The sequence below is a fragment of the Streptomyces sp. NPDC014864 genome, assembly GCF_043081525.1.
GTDB lineage: Bacteria > Actinomycetota > Actinomycetes > Streptomycetales > Streptomycetaceae > Streptomyces.
Map to the genome: position 1 here is coordinate 225,219 of NZ_JBIBWT010000007.1, position 15,598 is coordinate 240,816.

At 69.4% G+C, this 15,598-nt stretch carries 12 protein-coding genes and 1 pseudogene; 5 read left to right on the top strand and 8 right to left on the bottom strand.

What is annotated here, in order from left to right:
- Positions 1–25: 25 nt before the first annotated feature.
- Positions 26–2,086, bottom strand: coding sequence for a restriction endonuclease (locus ACF1A5_RS15310; RefSeq protein ID WP_392193323.1), 2,061 nt, complete (start codon positions 2,084–2,086; stop codon positions 26–28).
- 368 nt (positions 2,087–2,454) lie between these two features.
- Between ACF1A5_RS15310 and adh the strand changes: the two genes are divergently transcribed.
- From adh to ACF1A5_RS15325, 3 genes are all read left to right on the top strand, one after another.
- Entirely contained in the window at positions 2,455–3,978 is a 1,524-nt protein-coding gene (gene adh / locus ACF1A5_RS15315) for an aldehyde dehydrogenase (RefSeq protein WP_392193324.1), read from the top strand.
- Positions 3,979–4,862: 884 nt separating this feature from the next.
- Positions 4,863–5,096: a hypothetical protein gene (locus ACF1A5_RS15320; protein ID WP_392193325.1), complete on the top strand. Its 234-nt coding sequence runs from the start codon at positions 4,863–4,865 to the stop codon at positions 5,094–5,096.
- Between the two features lie 13 nt (positions 5,097–5,109).
- Complete coding sequence (locus tag ACF1A5_RS15325) at positions 5,110–6,330, top strand: cytochrome P450 (RefSeq protein WP_392193326.1); 1,221 nt, start codon at positions 5,110–5,112, stop codon at positions 6,328–6,330.
- 705 nt (positions 6,331–7,035) lie between these two features.
- Here the strand turns inward: ACF1A5_RS15325 and ACF1A5_RS15330 are convergent.
- From ACF1A5_RS15330 to ACF1A5_RS15355, 6 genes are all read right to left on the bottom strand, one after another.
- Positions 7,036–7,818, bottom strand: coding sequence for an SDR family oxidoreductase (locus tag ACF1A5_RS15330; RefSeq protein WP_392193327.1), 783 nt, complete (start codon positions 7,816–7,818; stop codon positions 7,036–7,038).
- A gap of 1 nt (position 7,819) precedes the next feature.
- On the bottom strand, positions 7,820–9,049 hold the full coding sequence (locus ACF1A5_RS15335; RefSeq protein WP_392193328.1) for an acyl-CoA dehydrogenase family protein: 1,230 nt from the start codon (positions 9,047–9,049) through the stop codon (positions 7,820–7,822).
- 287 nt (positions 9,050–9,336) lie between these two features.
- On the bottom strand, positions 9,337–10,026 hold the full coding sequence (locus ACF1A5_RS15340; protein ID WP_392193329.1) for a TetR/AcrR family transcriptional regulator: 690 nt from the start codon (positions 10,024–10,026) through the stop codon (positions 9,337–9,339).
- A 54-nt stretch (positions 10,027–10,080) separates the two neighbouring features.
- Positions 10,081–10,926 (bottom strand): AMP-binding protein, encoded by an 846-nt coding sequence (locus tag ACF1A5_RS15345; RefSeq protein WP_392193330.1) that lies wholly within the window; start codon positions 10,924–10,926, stop codon positions 10,081–10,083.
- A 140-nt stretch (positions 10,927–11,066) separates the two neighbouring features.
- Positions 11,067–11,696: an HAD family hydrolase gene (locus ACF1A5_RS15350; RefSeq protein ID WP_392193331.1), complete on the bottom strand. Its 630-nt coding sequence runs from the start codon at positions 11,694–11,696 to the stop codon at positions 11,067–11,069.
- Between the two features lie 10 nt (positions 11,697–11,706).
- Complete coding sequence (locus ACF1A5_RS15355; RefSeq protein WP_392193332.1) at positions 11,707–12,906, bottom strand: acetyl-CoA C-acyltransferase; 1,200 nt, start codon at positions 12,904–12,906, stop codon at positions 11,707–11,709.
- Between the two features lie 301 nt (positions 12,907–13,207).
- Here ACF1A5_RS15355 and ACF1A5_RS15360 point away from each other — a divergent pair, with 301 nt between their 5' ends.
- The gene (locus ACF1A5_RS15360; RefSeq protein WP_392193333.1) at positions 13,208–14,047 is read left to right on the top strand and encodes an alpha/beta fold hydrolase; all 840 of its coding nucleotides are present in this window, start codon (positions 13,208–13,210) and stop codon (positions 14,045–14,047) included.
- Positions 14,048–14,094: 47 nt separating this feature from the next.
- A complete protein-coding gene (locus ACF1A5_RS15365) occupies positions 14,095–14,916 on the top strand; it encodes a hypothetical protein (protein ID WP_392193334.1) in 822 nt (273 codons plus the stop codon).
- Here the strand turns inward: ACF1A5_RS15365 and ACF1A5_RS15370 are convergent.
- A pseudogene (locus tag ACF1A5_RS15370) lies at positions 14,903–15,467 on the bottom strand (hypothetical protein); the annotation flags it as partial. The gene ACF1A5_RS15365 and the pseudogene ACF1A5_RS15370 overlap by 14 nt on opposite strands.
- Between the last annotated feature and the right edge of the window lie 131 nt (positions 15,468–15,598).

Here is a 15,598-nt window from a genome sequence, read left to right on the forward strand (position 1 = left end):
CGAGGCCGCCTCGAGCGCGCAGGGCCTACTCCACCTCGATGCCGTAGTCCTTGACGAGTTCCTCCAGACCTCCCGTGTAGCCCTTGCCACCGAGGACGAAGTCCCAGTCCCCGTTCGCCCTGCGGCGGAAGGAGCCGAGTGCCAAGGCGGTCTCACGGGGTCGGCCGTCGGAGACCTCAAGGCGTCCCAGTTCCGTCATCCCGGGATCGAGAAGCCGGATGAACGCGTCCGTGAAGCCGGAGAGGTCGGCGTGCGGATTGGTCTCGGGGTCGATGGCGGCCACGAGAACGAACCGGTCGGCCTCCGCGGGCAACGCGTCGAAGGAGACGCAGATCGCGGCCGTGTCGGGTGGCGTGGCGGGAAGAGCGCGTACGGAGCCGTCCGGCGTCCGCGGGTTGTTGTAGAAGACGAAGTGATCGTCGCTGAGGACCTGGTTGCCTCGGCAGACGAGAGCGCACACGTCCAAGGCGACGCTTCCGGTCCACGACATGCCCAGGACGTTGTGGTCGGCGGGCAGCCGGGTCTCCGGAACCGTCGGCGTCGACCGCGCTCCATGCCGGCGGGCGCCCTCACCCAGGCGCCCGCGGAGGCCGTGCCGGTGCAGCAGATCGACGAGTTCGGTTCCCGAGATCAGCTCCAGCGGCTTGCCGTTGGCGAAGGTGTGTGAGCCGGGGCCGAACCCTGACGTCGTCACGAGGACACCCTTGTTGGCGCCGGCGTCCTGAACGGTTCCGTACAAGTCACGCACGGCGGTGGGCGGCACCGTGTGGCGGTAGCGCTTCACCTGCACGACGATCTTGCCGCCTCGGATCGGTGCCGGATCCAGTGCGTCGACGTCCACCCCACCGTCGTGCGAGCGTTGGGTGGTGACCGCCCGCATCCCCATGGCCCGGAACAGATCGGCGACGAGGTCCTCGAAGGCGATCGGATCCATGTCGTACAGGTCTGGTTCCTCGTCGCCGCCGTGCGTGACGACGCGGTTCCCGACGTCCTGCGGCCGGCGGCTCGGCCGCACGGGCGTGAGCTGGTCGGGGCGGGCCGAGAGTTGCCCGCGCAGCGCATCGGCCAGGCAACTGCCAGCGTCCACCTGCGCCAGGTGCAGGTCGCGGAAGGTCGAGCGCGGAGCCATGACGGTCGCCAACGGGATGTGGCCCGGCCGGCCCGTCGTGGGGTCGTGCCCGTCCACGAAACCGTTCAAGGTCACCGATTCGAGGGCGCCCCGCTCGTCCGCGGCGAAGAGTTCGTGCAGGACGAGCAGCATGCACTGCGCAAGGACCTCGCGGTACAGGGCCCGACGCTGACTCACCGGCCGGGCGGTCTCCTTGTCCTGGTCCGCTCCGGGCATGTACCGGACAGACTTGACCTCGGGGACGACGCGGTAGGCGGGCAGCTCCCAGTCCAGCACCAGCTGGCCGGCTGCCGGGTCGTAGGCCGCCGCCACCTGACGCGGGAAACCCTCCGGCCACGCGGTCGAGGCGTAGAGAGCGGCGGAGAAGTACTCGACCACGGAGTCGGGATCGCGGCGCCCGACTCCCTCGGTCAGTTCGGCGATGCCGGCGTTGTGTCGCCGCACATCGGCCAGCTGGGCGTCGGCCCAGTGCTGGTACTGCCTCTGGTAGGACGCCAACTGCCGCTGCCGCTGCGCCTCCGCCGCCTGGGCCGCGTGCCAGTCCCGCTCGAAGCGCGCTCGGGCCTCGGCCTGTGCCTGAGCGCGGCGACTGGCCGTCCACCCGCTCTGCGTCTGGTAGTGATCGAAGTCCGGCATGGGCACGGGCTGGGCCAGAGGTCCCGGCGCGAAGGGCTCGACGACTTCGGGGCGTATGAGAGAGGAAGCCCGGAAGGCCGGAGCCCGGCACCCCGAGGCGAGGAGACCTTGCAGCGACGCGACCTGCGCGTCCAGCTCCTCAGTGCGACGCAGTGCCTCCGCCTGCCGGTACTCGCGGTAATTCTGCGCCGCGCGCCGTTGGCGGGCACGTTCTTGCTGCTCCTCCTGCCTCCGTCGTCTGGCTTCGGCCTCCACCTGGCGCTGCTGCTGCCTCTGCATCTCGGCCCAGACGCCGACCATGCCTTGAGAACGACGACTCATGTGCTGCAGGCCCTCCCCGAGGCGCTCCGGCTGTCCCCACAACCAGGTGTAACGGGACGACTTTATACAGCAATGGCCGGGTCGCATATCCACTCGGCAAGGGCGGCCGTTCCGGGCCGGGCCGGACCAGGTCGGGGCGGGTCACGTGGGGTGGGGCCGGGTCGGGCCGTGCGCTGCCCCTCGGTGTCGCGTGACGCGGCGTGACAGCTCCCGCTGACGGTCGGCACAGCTCGTGGGCGGGCCGGACACGGTACCCCGTCCCTGCCCACGAGAGCGGGGCCGCGCAACGTCCTTGCAACGTCCGCCTTCCTAGCCTCGTGCCGAAGCTGCCCGACGGCGGGCAGCGCTGCTGAGGGAGGCACACCAGGATGACCCGTTACGCGGCGCCCGGCACCGAGGGCGCGATCGTCTCCTACCAGGCGCGCTACGACCACTTCATCGGTGGGGAGTACGTGCCGCCGGCCCGCGGGCAGTACTTCGAGAACCCGTCGCCGGTGAACGGGCAGCCGTTCACTGAGGTCGCGCGCGGCACGGCGGAGGACGTGGAGCGGGCGCTGGACGCGGCGCACGCGGCCGCCCCAGGCTGGGCCCGGACGTCGGCGACGGAGCGCTCCGACATCCTCCTGAAGATCGCCGACCGTATGGAGGCGAACCTCGAAGCCCTCGCGGTCGCCGAGAGCTGGGAGAACGGCAAGCCGGTCCGCGAGACGCTGGCGGCCGACATCCCGCTGGCGATCGACCACTTCCGCTACTTCGCGGGCGCGATCCGCGCGCAGGAGGGCTCGCTCTCCGAGATCGACGACGACACGGTGGCGTACCACTTCCACGAGCCGCTCGGGGTGGTCGCGCAGATCATCCCGTGGAACTTCCCGATCCTGATGGCGGCGTGGAAGCTCGCTCCGGCGCTGGCCGCGGGCAACGCCGTGATCCTCAAGCCGGCCGAGCAGACCCCGGCCTCCATCCACTTCTGGATGAGCCTGATCGCGGACCTGCTCCCGCCGGGTGTGCTGAACATCGTCAACGGCTTCGGCGTGGAGGCGGGCAAGCCGCTGGCCTCCAGCCCGCGGGTGGCGAAGGTGGCGTTCACCGGCGAGACCACGACGGGGCGGCTGATCATGCAGTACGCCTCGGAGAACATCAGGCCGGTCACGCTGGAACTCGGCGGCAAGTCGCCGAACATCTTCTTCGACGACGTCTCGGCGCACGACGACGACTTCCTGGACAAGGCGCTCGAGGGCTTCACCATGTTCGCGCTCAACCAGGGCGAGGTGTGCACCTGCCCGTCCCGGGCGCTGATCCAGAGCGGCCACTACCGCGAGTTCCTGGAGGCCGCCGTCGCGCGCACCGAGCTGATCAAGCCGGGGCACCCCCTCGACACCGACACGATGATCGGCGCGCAGGCCTCCAACGACCAGCTGGAGAAGATCCTCTCCTACTTCGACATCGGCCGGCAGGAAGGCGCGCGCGTCCTGACCGGCGGCGAACGCATCGAGTACGACGGCGAGTTGAAGGGCGGCTACTACGTCAAGCCGACGATCTTCGAGGGCGACAACCGGATGCGGATCTTCCAGGAGGAGATCTTCGGGCCGGTGGTGTCGGTGGCGTCCTTCGACGACTTCGACGACGCCCTCAAGATCGCCAATGACACGCTGTACGGGCTCGGGGCGGGCGTGTGGACCCGGGACGTCAACACCGCCTACCGCGCGGGCCGCGCGATCCAGGCCGGCCGGGTCTGGACGAACTGCTACCACGCCTACCCGGCCCATGCCGCCTTCGGCGGCTACAAGCAGTCCGGGATCGGACGCGAGACGCACAAGATGATGCTGGAGCACTACCAGCAGACGAAGAACCTGCTCGTGTCGTACTCGCCGAAGAAGCTGGGCTTCTTCTAGACGCACGCGAAAAGGCGCCTGACCTGGGTTTTCACCCGTCAGGCGCCTTTCGCTCAGCTGGCTCTCGACCGAGCCCGGCTTGCGCGCTGACTCCCAATTTCCCCCACGGCTGTGCCCCTCCTTACCAGTGCTTCCGGACCAGCCACGGACCAAACCCCTGGTTCAACCCTCGGGTACGTCACCGGGGAGCGGAATACGTTGCGCCGGGGCATACCAAGGCGGGCGTGATCGTGGCGAAGGCATCAGTCAGGGAGCGGCGGGTGTTCCCTGGCGCGCGCCGGTGGACGAGCCATTGACGTTTCCTCGGGGATTGCGGATTGACGGCCGCCCAGGCGGCAGCACGCCGCTTGTGACGGCTGTCGAGGGCCGCGCTGTGCCGTAGGGACGAGGTATCCCGATGGCGGAGGGCTGACCGCTGACGAGCGAGTCCGGCGTGAGGGGGTCCGGTTGGCGGTCCCCGATCGATCGAGGCGCGGGCGAGTGACCGGAAGGTGGCCCGGCAAGGGTCTCTGGCGGACCGAACATAGGGGCCGGCCGGCGCGATCGGAGCACGAGGCCGCGCCGTGCCGTCCTCACGAACACCCCGAGCCCGTTGTCGATCAGCCGGCTCAGATCGTGTGCAACGACACGCTCGGAGATGGGGTCCCGCGTGATGGTGCAGGCGATCACCGTGCAGGTGTGCGCGGGCGGATGCCCGGGGCGTGCATCCGGTGACGGTCTCCGCTCCCTGCGCATGAGGCAGCCACCGTGCAACTCTCCATGGTGAAGGGAGCAGTTCAACGCAGGAGGTGCGCGGTGGCCTTGTCCCGGCCTGACTTACTCCGCCTGCTGGAGTCACTACGTTCGGCGGACGGACTCGAACTCGTGCGGAGTGTGGCCGAGCGATGCTGCAGGAGCTGATCGAGTGCGAGGCCGCGGCCCGGACCGGCGCCGAGTGGAACGAGCACACCAAGGCCCGCACCGCCTACCGCAACGGGCTCCTGCGGCTGGTCACCGCCGTGCTCTTCCTCGACGCTCTGCCCGAGATGGACCTCGACGGCCACCGGGAGGGAGTCGTCTGGCGCCCCGCTCCCTCCACCACTGCCTGGTCGCCCTGCCCGTCACCTCCCACGAGCTGAAGGAGACCTCACCGTGTCCGAACAGCAGATACTCGTCCTCGACCCGACCGGATCCGACCCGGACGCCGAACACCAGGCCCTGCGCGAGCGCGGCCCGGCGACGCTGGTGGACATCCTCGGCGTGCGCGCCTGGTCGGTCTCCGACCCGGCCCTCCTCAAGCATCTTCTGACCAGCAAGGACGTCTCCAAGGACGGTCGCTCCCACTGGCCGGCCTTCGCCGAGACCGTCGCCACCTGGCCGCTGGCCCTGTGGGTCGCGGTGGAGAACATGTTCACCGCCTACGGCAAGGATCACAGCCGCCTGCGCCGCATGGTTGCCCCCGCCCTCTCCGCCCGCCGCACCGCCGCTCTCCAGGCGGACATCGAGGCGCTCGTCGACGGCATCCTCGACGCCCTCCCGGCCGGCGAGACGGTCGACCTGCGCGAGCACCTCGCCTACCCGCTCCCGATCGCTGTCATCGGCAAGCTCATGGGCGTCCACGCCGACCAGCGCGCCGAACTCCGCACCGTGGTGGACAACGTGTTCGCCACCCATCTCTCCGCCCAGGAACAGGCCGCGAACACCGCCGCCCTCTACAGCCTGCTGGACGTCCTGATCGAGACCAAGCGCACTGAGCCCGGTGAGGACATGGCCTCGCTGCTCATCGCCACCCGCGACGAGGAAGACGGCTCCGCCCTCAGCCACGCCGAGCTGCGCGACACGCTCCTGCTGATGATCAGCGCCGGATACGAGACCACCGTCAACGTCATCGACCAGGCCATCACCACCCTGCTGACCGATCCCCAGCAGCTCGCCCACATCCGGGAAGGCCGCTGCACCTGGCAGGACGTCGTCGAGGAGACCCTGCGCCACCAACCCGCGGTCAAGCACCTTCCCCTGCGCTACGCCCGCACCGACATCCCGCTCCCCGACGGCCGAACGATCAAGGCCGGCGAGGCGATCCTCGCCTCCTACGCCGCCGCCAACCGCCACCCCGACTGGCACAAGGAGGCCGACCGTTTCGACGCCACCCGCCCCAGCAAGGAACACCTCGCCTTCGGACACGGCGTTCACTTCTGCCTCGGTGCCCCGCTGGCACGACTCGAAGTCGCCACCGCGCTGCGCATGCTCTTCGAGCGCTTCCCCGACGCCCAACTCGCCACGGAGCGAACCGCGCTGAAGAGGCTGCCGAGCCTTATCAGCAACGGACACGCCTCCGTCCCCGTGCGCCTGCGCCCGATGTCGGGCCGCTGACCGATACCGACGGGGAAGACCACCATGACTGCCCCCGCCCCGACCACGCCGCTCACCCGGCCGGGGGGCGCATCGCCCAGCACATGGCGAGAGCCGGCTGGGTGATGTGCCCGCTTCCGGCCCAGGTTCCCCATGAACCCCGGGCAGACCGACGACAGCACACCGGACAGTGACGGGTCATCGGTCAGGGAAGCGGCCGGGAAACCGCACGCAGCATGCTGACGGGCTTGTTGGGTCGCCCACGCTGCAAAGCGCCCGACGGAGGAAGGCGGGTGTGCCAAGATCCGGACCAGGTGCGGACCAACTCGGTTGCGCAGCAGAGGATTCCACCATCTGCCGCAGGTCAGGGGCGGATGGGGCCGTGTACCACCAGCAGACGAAGAACCTGCTCGTGTCGTACTCGCCGAAGAAGCTGGGTTTCTTCTAGCCGCACGAGAGGGGCGCCCGACCAGGGCGGTTGCCCGGCAGGCGCCCCTGTCGAGCTCGCCCTGGGTCGCGACGCGAAGTTCGGCCCGCACCCGATGCCTGCAGCGCCTCGCGCTCGTCCCACCGCCGCATGGAGTCCTCGATGAGACGGTTCGTGGGAGCACGCGCTGCGACTTGCGGAGGTCCGCAGAGCTCCAGCACACGGGCCCGGCGAAGTCGACGCCGAGGGCCGCGAGTCAGCGGCCCACCACCCCGGCGTCGATTCCGACGATGTCCGCGCTAGACACCGATGCCAGCTCCTTGCCTGAACGGCAACGCGTCACCCAGCAGTTGCCCCCCGTCGATCACCATGGTCTCGCCCGTGATCCAACTCGCGGCGTCCGAGACGAGGAAGGCGACCGCGGAGGCGATGTCGGCAGGCTCCCCTATGCGGCCGAGCGCCACCGAGGCGGACACCGCCTGCTCGTGCTCCTTCCACAGAGCCTCGGCCAGCTTCGTGCGCACCACACCCGGTGCCACGGCGTTGACGCGTACCTTCGGCGAGAGCTCCAGGGCCAGTTGCCTGGTGAGATGGATCAGTGCGGCCTTCGAGGCGTTGTACAACCCGATGTTCGCCTCGGAGGCCATGCCGCCCACCGACGCGGTGTTGACGACCGCCCCGCCGTGCTCCCCCATCCAGGCCCGGGTGGCCAGACCCGTCCACAGGACGGGCGCCCACAGGTTCACGTCGAAGGTCTTCGCGAAGCGACCGTGGTCCTGGGCGATGACCGGCCCGTAGGCCGGGTTGGTCCCCGCGTTGTTGACGAGGACGTCCAGGCTGCCGAAGCGCTCGAGTGTCAGCTCCACACAGCGTTGGGCCGCCTCTTCGTCGACCGCGTGCGCACCGACGCCGACCGCTGTGCCCTCGACCTGGGCCGCGGCGGCGTCCGCCGCCTCCTGGGACCGGGAGGTGAGGACGACGTTTGCGCCGGCCGCGGCGATGGCCTGGGCGATCGCCAGCCCGATACCGCGCGAGGCCCCGGTGACAACGGCGGTGCGACCGGTGAGATCGAGTCCTGTCATCTCAGCTCACCGCCGCCGTCGCCGTGTCCCGGTACTGCCGCAGTTCCTGCTTGGCGATGGCCCGCTTGTGAACCTCGTCCGGACCGTCCGCCAGCCGCAACGTCCGCAGCCCCGCGTACATCATCGCCAGGGGGAAGTCGTCGGTCACTCCCGCTCCCCCGTGCACCTGGATCGCGCGGTCGACGATCTTCAACGCGATGTTGGGGGCGGCGACCTTGATGGCCGCGATCTCGGTGCGTGCTTCCTTGTTCCCGACCGTGTCCATGAGATGCGCGGTCTTGAGCGTGAGCAGGCGGATCATCTCGATGTCGATACGCGCTTCCGCGATCCAGTCCTGGATGTTGGACCGTTCGGCAAGCGGGCTGCCGAAGGTCACCCGTGACTGTGCGCGCCGGCACAACAGTTCCAGCGCCCGCTCGGCCGCGCCGATGGCCCGCATGCAGTGGTGAATACGACCGGGCCCGAGCCGGGCCTGGCTGATCGCGAACCCCTCGCCCTCGCCCTTGAGCAGGTCCTTGGCCGGCACCCGGACATTCTCGAAGATGATCTCCGCATGGCCCTCGCGATCCGCGTACCCGAACACCGGGAGGTTCCGGACCACGGTGACCCCGGGGGCGTCGATCGGGACGACCATCATCGACTGCTGGCGATGCGGGGCCGCAGTGGGGTCGGTCTTGCCCATCACGATGAGCACCTTGCAGTTCTTGTGCATCGCGTTCGAGGCGAACCACTTGCGGCCGTTGAGCACGTACGCGTCGCCGTCGCGCTCCATCCGCAGCTCGATGTTGGTGGCGTCGGAGCTGGCGACACGCGGCTCGGTCATCGCGAACGCCGAGGCCATCGTCCCGTCGAGGAGGGGCTTGAGGTACTTCTCCTTGTGCTCGTCGCTGCCGAACAGCGTGAGCACCTCCATGTTGCCGGTGTCGGGCGCGTTGCAGTTGCACGCCTCGGAGGCAATGTGGCTGCGGCCCATGATCTCCGCCAGCGGCGCGTACTCAAGGTTCGTCAGACCCGGACCCCACTCCGGGTGCGGGTGGAACAGGTTCCACAGCCCGCGCCTGCGCGCCTCCGCCTTGAGCTCCTCGAGGATCGGCGGGTGGAAGTGCGGGTCACCCGACGCGCGCATCTGCTCGTGGTAGACGGCCTCGGCGGGGTAGATGTGCGCTTCCATGAACTCGAGCAGATCCGCCCGGTATTTCTCGGCGCGGTCCGACACTTCAAACAGGGACATTCGAACTCCTGACGGGTTGACGGGTAGGGAGGGAAGGGGCGGGCGAGCGCTTCTCCGGGTGACTGGCCACGCCTTCGCCGACGTCGGCCCCCGGGCGGGGCTGGGGCATGGCCCCGAGAGGCCGTGCTCTTGCCGACCTGTATAATTGAATCCGGCGTCAAGTTCAATATTGGGGTGTGCGGCGCCGCTCGAGGCACGGCTTCAGACCGGCCCGGTGAAGGAGGCGGGAAAAAGGAAGAGCACCCGGCGTTGCCGGGTGCTGTGAAGTGGGCGGTCCAGCCGCCGGCTCAGCGGTGGCCGGGGAAGCGGAGGGCGTTCGCCCAGAGCCGGGTGACCGTGGACACGAGCTCCTCGAAGCCCGCCGCCGCCCCTTCCTCCCGTTCGCCGAGCACGAAGGCGTTGTAGGCCATGACGCTGACCATGCCCGACAGTGCACGGGAGGCCATCATCGGATCGACCTCGCGGTCTGCGACCCCCCGTGCCTGCAGATCGGCGATGCCGCGGGCATTGCGGCGGATGAACGCGTCGGCGCGCCGTCTGCGGAACTCACGGAATTCCGGCTCCACCTGGGCGACCTGCTCGAGCAGTCCCATCAGCTTGGCGTTCCGCTTGTACGCCTCGAGATACGCGCGATTGCTCGCCTCGAGAACCGCATAGGGATCGTCGGTACCCTGCACCCGGCCCATGCCGGGGTGCATCATGTCCTCCTGCGCCTCCAGAAGGACGGCGGCAAGCACCTCTTCCTTGTTGGCGAAGTAGGTGTAGAAGGATCCCGCGGCGCACTGAGCCTCTTTGGTGATGTCGGTCAGGCGGGTGTCGAGGTAGCCGTCCCGTTCGAACACCTTCCGCGCGGCCCTCACCAAAGCGGCCCGGGTCCGCGCTCCGCGCTTCGTCGTGGGCGGCTCACGAAGGTGCGAGAGGGGCGCCATGGGCGGTGCCTGCTCGCCGTCCAGCTCCTCGGGCCCAGTGGTCTCCATTCCGGGAACTGTACTTGAATCCGACACCACAATCACAAGGCAGAGGGCGCGGGCTCAGTGCCGACGGGCGGCAACGTCGGTGGGCGCCGTGTCACGGGTCAGGACCGCGTACGGTCGATGGACCGTGAGGATCCTCCCGGTCGGGCCCTTGGGCAACGCGTCGACGAACCGGACGATGCGCGGCGTCTTGTAGGTGGACAGCCGCTGTCGTGCCCAGCTCGACACTTCGGCGGCACCGAGCCGCGAACCGGATCGGGCGGCGACGAGCGCGGCGACCTCCTCGCCGTAGAGCTCGTCGGGAACGCCGATCACGGCTGCCTCGACGACGTCCGGGTGCTCGTGGAGAACAGCCGACGCGGGCCACGAAGGCCCGGGCGGTCTCCCCCCGGGAACCGACGCGCCGCCGGAGACGGCGACACGGAGCCCGGCGAAGTCCGCCGGGTTCGCATCACCCGCCTCGTGCAGCAGGGCGTTCCACATGGTCGGTACGCCGGCCATGAGGGTGAGCCGGTCGCGGCGCAGCATGTCCAGCATCGGCTCCCGGCCGGATCGGGCCGGCAACGACATCGAACCGCCCAGGGTCAGGGTCGCCATCATGACCGCTGCCCGGCCGAACATGCGGAACAGCGGGAGTCCGGTGCCGGTACGGTCGGCGCTCGAGGCACGGCTGCACTCGGCGCCGATCTCTCCGGCGGACAACAGGTTCCCGACGGTGAGTCGGGCCCCCTTCGGCCGCCCCGCTTCCCCCGAGGACAGGCCTGCGGCTGCCAGGGCGCCCGCGTACCGCATGCTCGCGTCCCGCAGCTGTAGGTAGGCCCACTGATCCGTGGCGCCGCGCAGTGCGATGTGGTCGGGGGTGGCGGCCGCGTGGCGGCGCACTGGATCGAGAACACCGGTCATGGGCGGTGCCTTCCGGGATGTGAGCGGGTGAGGGTGCGGATCGCACCCTCACCGACGGCTTGACGTGGCCCGGTTTCGATATCAAGTTCCCGGACGGTGTGGCCGGATGACCGACATCACTGCGCCCGGTCGCCGGATCGTCAGGTGGTGATCCGGAAGCGTTCGGCGAGTTGGCGGCGGGTGTCGGCGGCGCTGGTGTGCAGTACGCCCTCGATTCCGATCCGTGCCGCTCCGTCGAGGTTCTGCTGCAGATCGTCGATCATGACTGCCTCCTCGGGATCGATACCGAGACGTTCGCATGCGATCGCGTAGATCCGCCGGGAGGGCTTGCGAATCCCGGCCTCACCGGAGATGACGATCACATCGGCTACGGCGTCGAGTTCGACACCGTCGTAGGTGCCGGTACCGAACGAATTGGAGACGAGCGCAACGGGACGGCCGGCGGCTCGGAGGTCACCGAGCAGCGCCAGCATGTCCTGGTCGATCGACATTCCCGCCTGCATGCGGGCCGTGAGCCCCTCGGCCGCCACGTCGGCACCATGGGCACGGAGCCGTTCGGCGAATCCTCGCTCGAAGGCTTCGGCGTCGATACGGCCGCACTCGTGGTCGGCCAGGAGGGTGCGTGATTCCTCGTCCCGGCCGAGGAGGTCCAGTGGCAGGCGCGGGTCGCCGCCGAGCGAGGCGCCGAAGCCGGTGAAAGCCCGCAGCACACTGGAGGTGATGACCCCGCCGAAGTCCACGAGGACCGCGGTCCGCGCCTTGTCCGTCACGCTCGGCACCTCAGGCGACCTCGAACAGCCCGGCCGCGCCCATTCCGCCGCCGATGCACATCGAAATCACCACATACCGGACGCCTCGGCGTTTGCCCTCGATGAGGGCATGCCCCACCAGCCGGGCACCGGTCATTCCGTACGGATGACCGACCGAGATGGCACCGCCGTTGACGTTGAACCGGTCCGGATCGATGCGCAGTTCGTCCCGGCAGTACAGCGCCTGGGAGGCGAAGGCCTCGTTGAGCTCCCACAGGCCGATGTCGTCGATGGTGAGGTTGTGCTGCTTCAGCAGCTTCGGAATGGCGAACACCGGTCCGATGCCCATCTCGTCCGGCCCGCAACCGGCGACGGCCATACCCCGGTAGACACCCAACGGTTCGAGTTCTCGACGCTCGGCCTCCCTCGACTCCATCAGCACCGACGCCGAGGCCCCGTCCGACAACTGCGAGGAGTTGCCGGCCGTGACACGGGAATGCGCACTCACCCGACCGTCCGGCAGCACCGGCGCCAACCCCGCCAGGCCCTCGAGCGTCGTCGACGCGCGGTTGCCCTCGTCACGGGTCAGGGTCACGGCCTCGTCCCGAACCTCCCCGGACTTCTTGTCCAGGATCTTCTTCACGCTGTCGAGCGCGACGATCTCCTGATCGAACCGACCGGCCTCCTGCGCCGCCGCGGTGCGCTGCTGTGACTCCAGCGCGAACGCGTCCTGGCGTTCCCGGCTCACGCCGTAGCGTTCGGCGACGATCTCCGCCGTGTGCAGCATGGGCATGTAGATGTCCGGCGCATGCTCGACCAGCCAGGGATCCGTCATGCGATGGGTGTTCATGTGGTCGTTCTGCACCAGGGAGATCGACTCGACACCGCCGCCGACAGCGACCTGCATTCCGTCCGCGACTATCTGCTTGGCGGCCGTCGCGATGGCCATCAGGCCCGACGAGCACTGCCGGTCGATCGTCATCCCCGGCACGATGTCCGGAAGTCCGGCACGCAGAGCGGCCTGACGCGCGACATTGAAACCCGAGGACCCCTGCTGCACGGCGCAGCCGAAGATCACGTCCTCGACCTCACCTCCCTCGAGCCCGGCGCGCTGCACCGCGTGCGAGAGAGCATGGGCGGCAAGTTCCTGCGCCTGGGTGTCGTTGAACGCGCCGCGGTAGGCCTTCCCGATCGGCGTCCGTGCCGTCGAAACAATGACTGCTTCCCTCATGTCGCCTCGCTGTTTTCTGTTGGTCCGGTTGATCCGGGGGCTTCGGGGCCTGCACTCCGGGCTCCGTCAGCCGGGCTCGCTCGCCGGCAGGCGGTGCCGCACGCCAACTGCGGTGCACACAGGGCTCATCGGCCGTCTCCTCAGATGACCGATGACATGTCGTGGCTCCAGGGGTGGTGACATGGGCCGGCCTTCCGGACCGGTATATTTGAATTCGGCGTCAAGTTCAACCAGCGGCGGGCCTTGACAGCCCGCCCCCTTCCCTGGAATGTACCGACCAGTCGGTATGAGAAGGTGGGTCGTGACTCAGTTGAGCATCTCCACAGCTGCGGGCGTGTTCGACGCGATCGTGGCGGGTCCGCCCGAGGGCCGGCCGGTGCTGCTACTGCACGGCTTCCCGCAGACGGGGCTGGTGTGGCAGCGGCAGATCGAGGCGCTGGCCGCGCACGGCTACCGGGTGGCGGCCCCCGACCAGCGTGGGTACTCCCCCGGCGCCCGCCCCCAACGGCCCGGTGACTATCGCATCGGCCATCTCGTCGACGACGTGACAGCGATCAGCGAGGAACTGGGCTGGGCGGCGTTCGACCTGGTCGGCCATGACTGGGGAGGCGCGGTGGCCTGGTGGACCGCCCACGCCCACCCCGGCCGGGTGCGCACCCTGACGGTTGTCTCGACCCCGCACCCCGGCGCTCTGGCCACCACCCTGCGCACCGACCAGGATCAGCGCAAACGCTCCCACTACATGATCGACTGGCGCGACACGCCCGCTACCGAGGAGCGCATGCTCGCCCACGATGCCCAGGAGCTTCGCGATTTCTACGCCGGCAGGGTCCCGCAGGACCATGCCGACGCCTACGTGTCACACCTGTCCCGGCCGGGGGCTCTCACCGCCGCGCTGAACTGGTACCGGGCCGGCCGCCCCGACGGCGCGATCGGCGCCGTCGACGTACCCACCCTGTACGTCTGGAGCACGGAGGACAGCGCGTTCGGCTGGGCGGCCGCACAGGAGACCGAGCGATGGGTCAACGGGCCGTACCGGTTCGAGACCCTCCAGGGAATCAGCCACTGGATCCCCGAGGAGGCGCCCGAAACCCTGAGCCGCCTGCTGCTCGAACACCTGCAAGCGCACGGCGAGTACTGAATCCGCAGCGAATGTCCCGTTCCTCGACTCTCCGAAAAGGTGACCCGATGCAGACTGCACGCACGGCCTGGCGCCGTCTCGAGCCCGTCCACGCCATGATCTACTTCGTTCCCGAGGCAAGGCGGCGGTACGCGGACCTCGGACTGAGCGGACGCGCCGGGTACTTCACCTCCAGGAGCGCCGCGTTCGGCCGAGCATCCGCCGAACTGGTCATCTCGACGTTCTACAACTTCAACCCCGATGTCGTACGGCAGGCGGTCGACGGGGCCTGGGACGCGACAACGCCTCAGCAGGTGCTGGACGCGCGGTACGCCGCGGCGGGCGAAGCCCTGCGGCGGGCGGGAATCCACGAACTGCCCGGCCTGGACGAGGTGCGGGCCCTGACCCGCCGGGCCGCCGAGGCTGCGTGCGAACACGCTGAGGGCCGCCCGCTGTTCGCCGCGCATGCCGCGCTGCCTTGGCCGGAGGAGCCGATACTGCAACTGTGGCACGCCCAGACGCTGCTCCGGGAGTTCCGTGGCGACGGCCATGTGGCGTGCCTGCTGAGCGAAGGGGTCGGAGGGTTGGAGGCCCTGATTCTGCACGCCGCGACGGGTGAAACTCCCGTCGCCTTCCTCAAGTCGAGCCGTGCTTGGCCCGAGGAGGAGTGGACCGGCGCCCAGGAGCGCCTGCGCGAGCGAGGTCTCCTCGACGGCGACTCCCTCAGCGAGGAAGGCGTACTCCTGCGGCAGCACATCGAGGACCGCACCGACCGCCTGACCCTTCCCGCGTACGCCGCCCTGGGTGATGCCGACTGTCAACGTCTCGCCGAACTCGCGAGCCCCTTCGGCCGCGCCGTCCTCGAAGCCGGCCTTCTCAGTCTCGGCTGACCGGGCCCTCACCCCGCCCTCTCTCTCCGGCGTGCAGAACTTCTTCTCCGGTTTGCGCCCACCGGCTCAACCAAGTACTCGTACGAGCGTGCGACGGTGTACTGCGGTCCCCCGCCGGCGGCGGGTCGGCCGGCTCGGGCAGGTCGCTGGAACCGGCTCCTGGGACCGGGCATCCGGGAGCCGACTCGGCGCTCTCGCCGAGGAATCCGCCCGACTGGTGCTGCCACAGCTTGGCGTAGGCACCGTTCGCCGCGAGCAACTCCTCGTGGGTGCCCTGCTCGACGACGCTTCCGCGGTCGAGGACGACGAGAGCGTCCATGCCGGCGACGGGCGACGCGTTGGCGCCGGCCGCCCGAGAGTTTCACTCCCCGCTCCCCCACCAGGGTGGCGAAGCCGTCGGGGAGTTGGGCGGCGAACTCCGTGACGGGCGCGGCCGCGGCCGCCGCGTGGATTTCGTCGTCGGTGGCGCAGGGCCGGGCGAAGGCGATGTTGTCCCGCAGGCTGCGGTGGAACATGACGGGTTCCTGCGGGACGTAGGCAATCAGGGGGCGATGACGGGTGGCGCGGCGCGCCGCCCTCCTCGCGCTGGACGACCGGGGCTTTCGCCGGGGGGACCCCGTCGCCGGCCCCGCGCACCCCAAGCCCCGCTCACGCAGAGCTTGTTGGGCTCACCGGTTCGTGC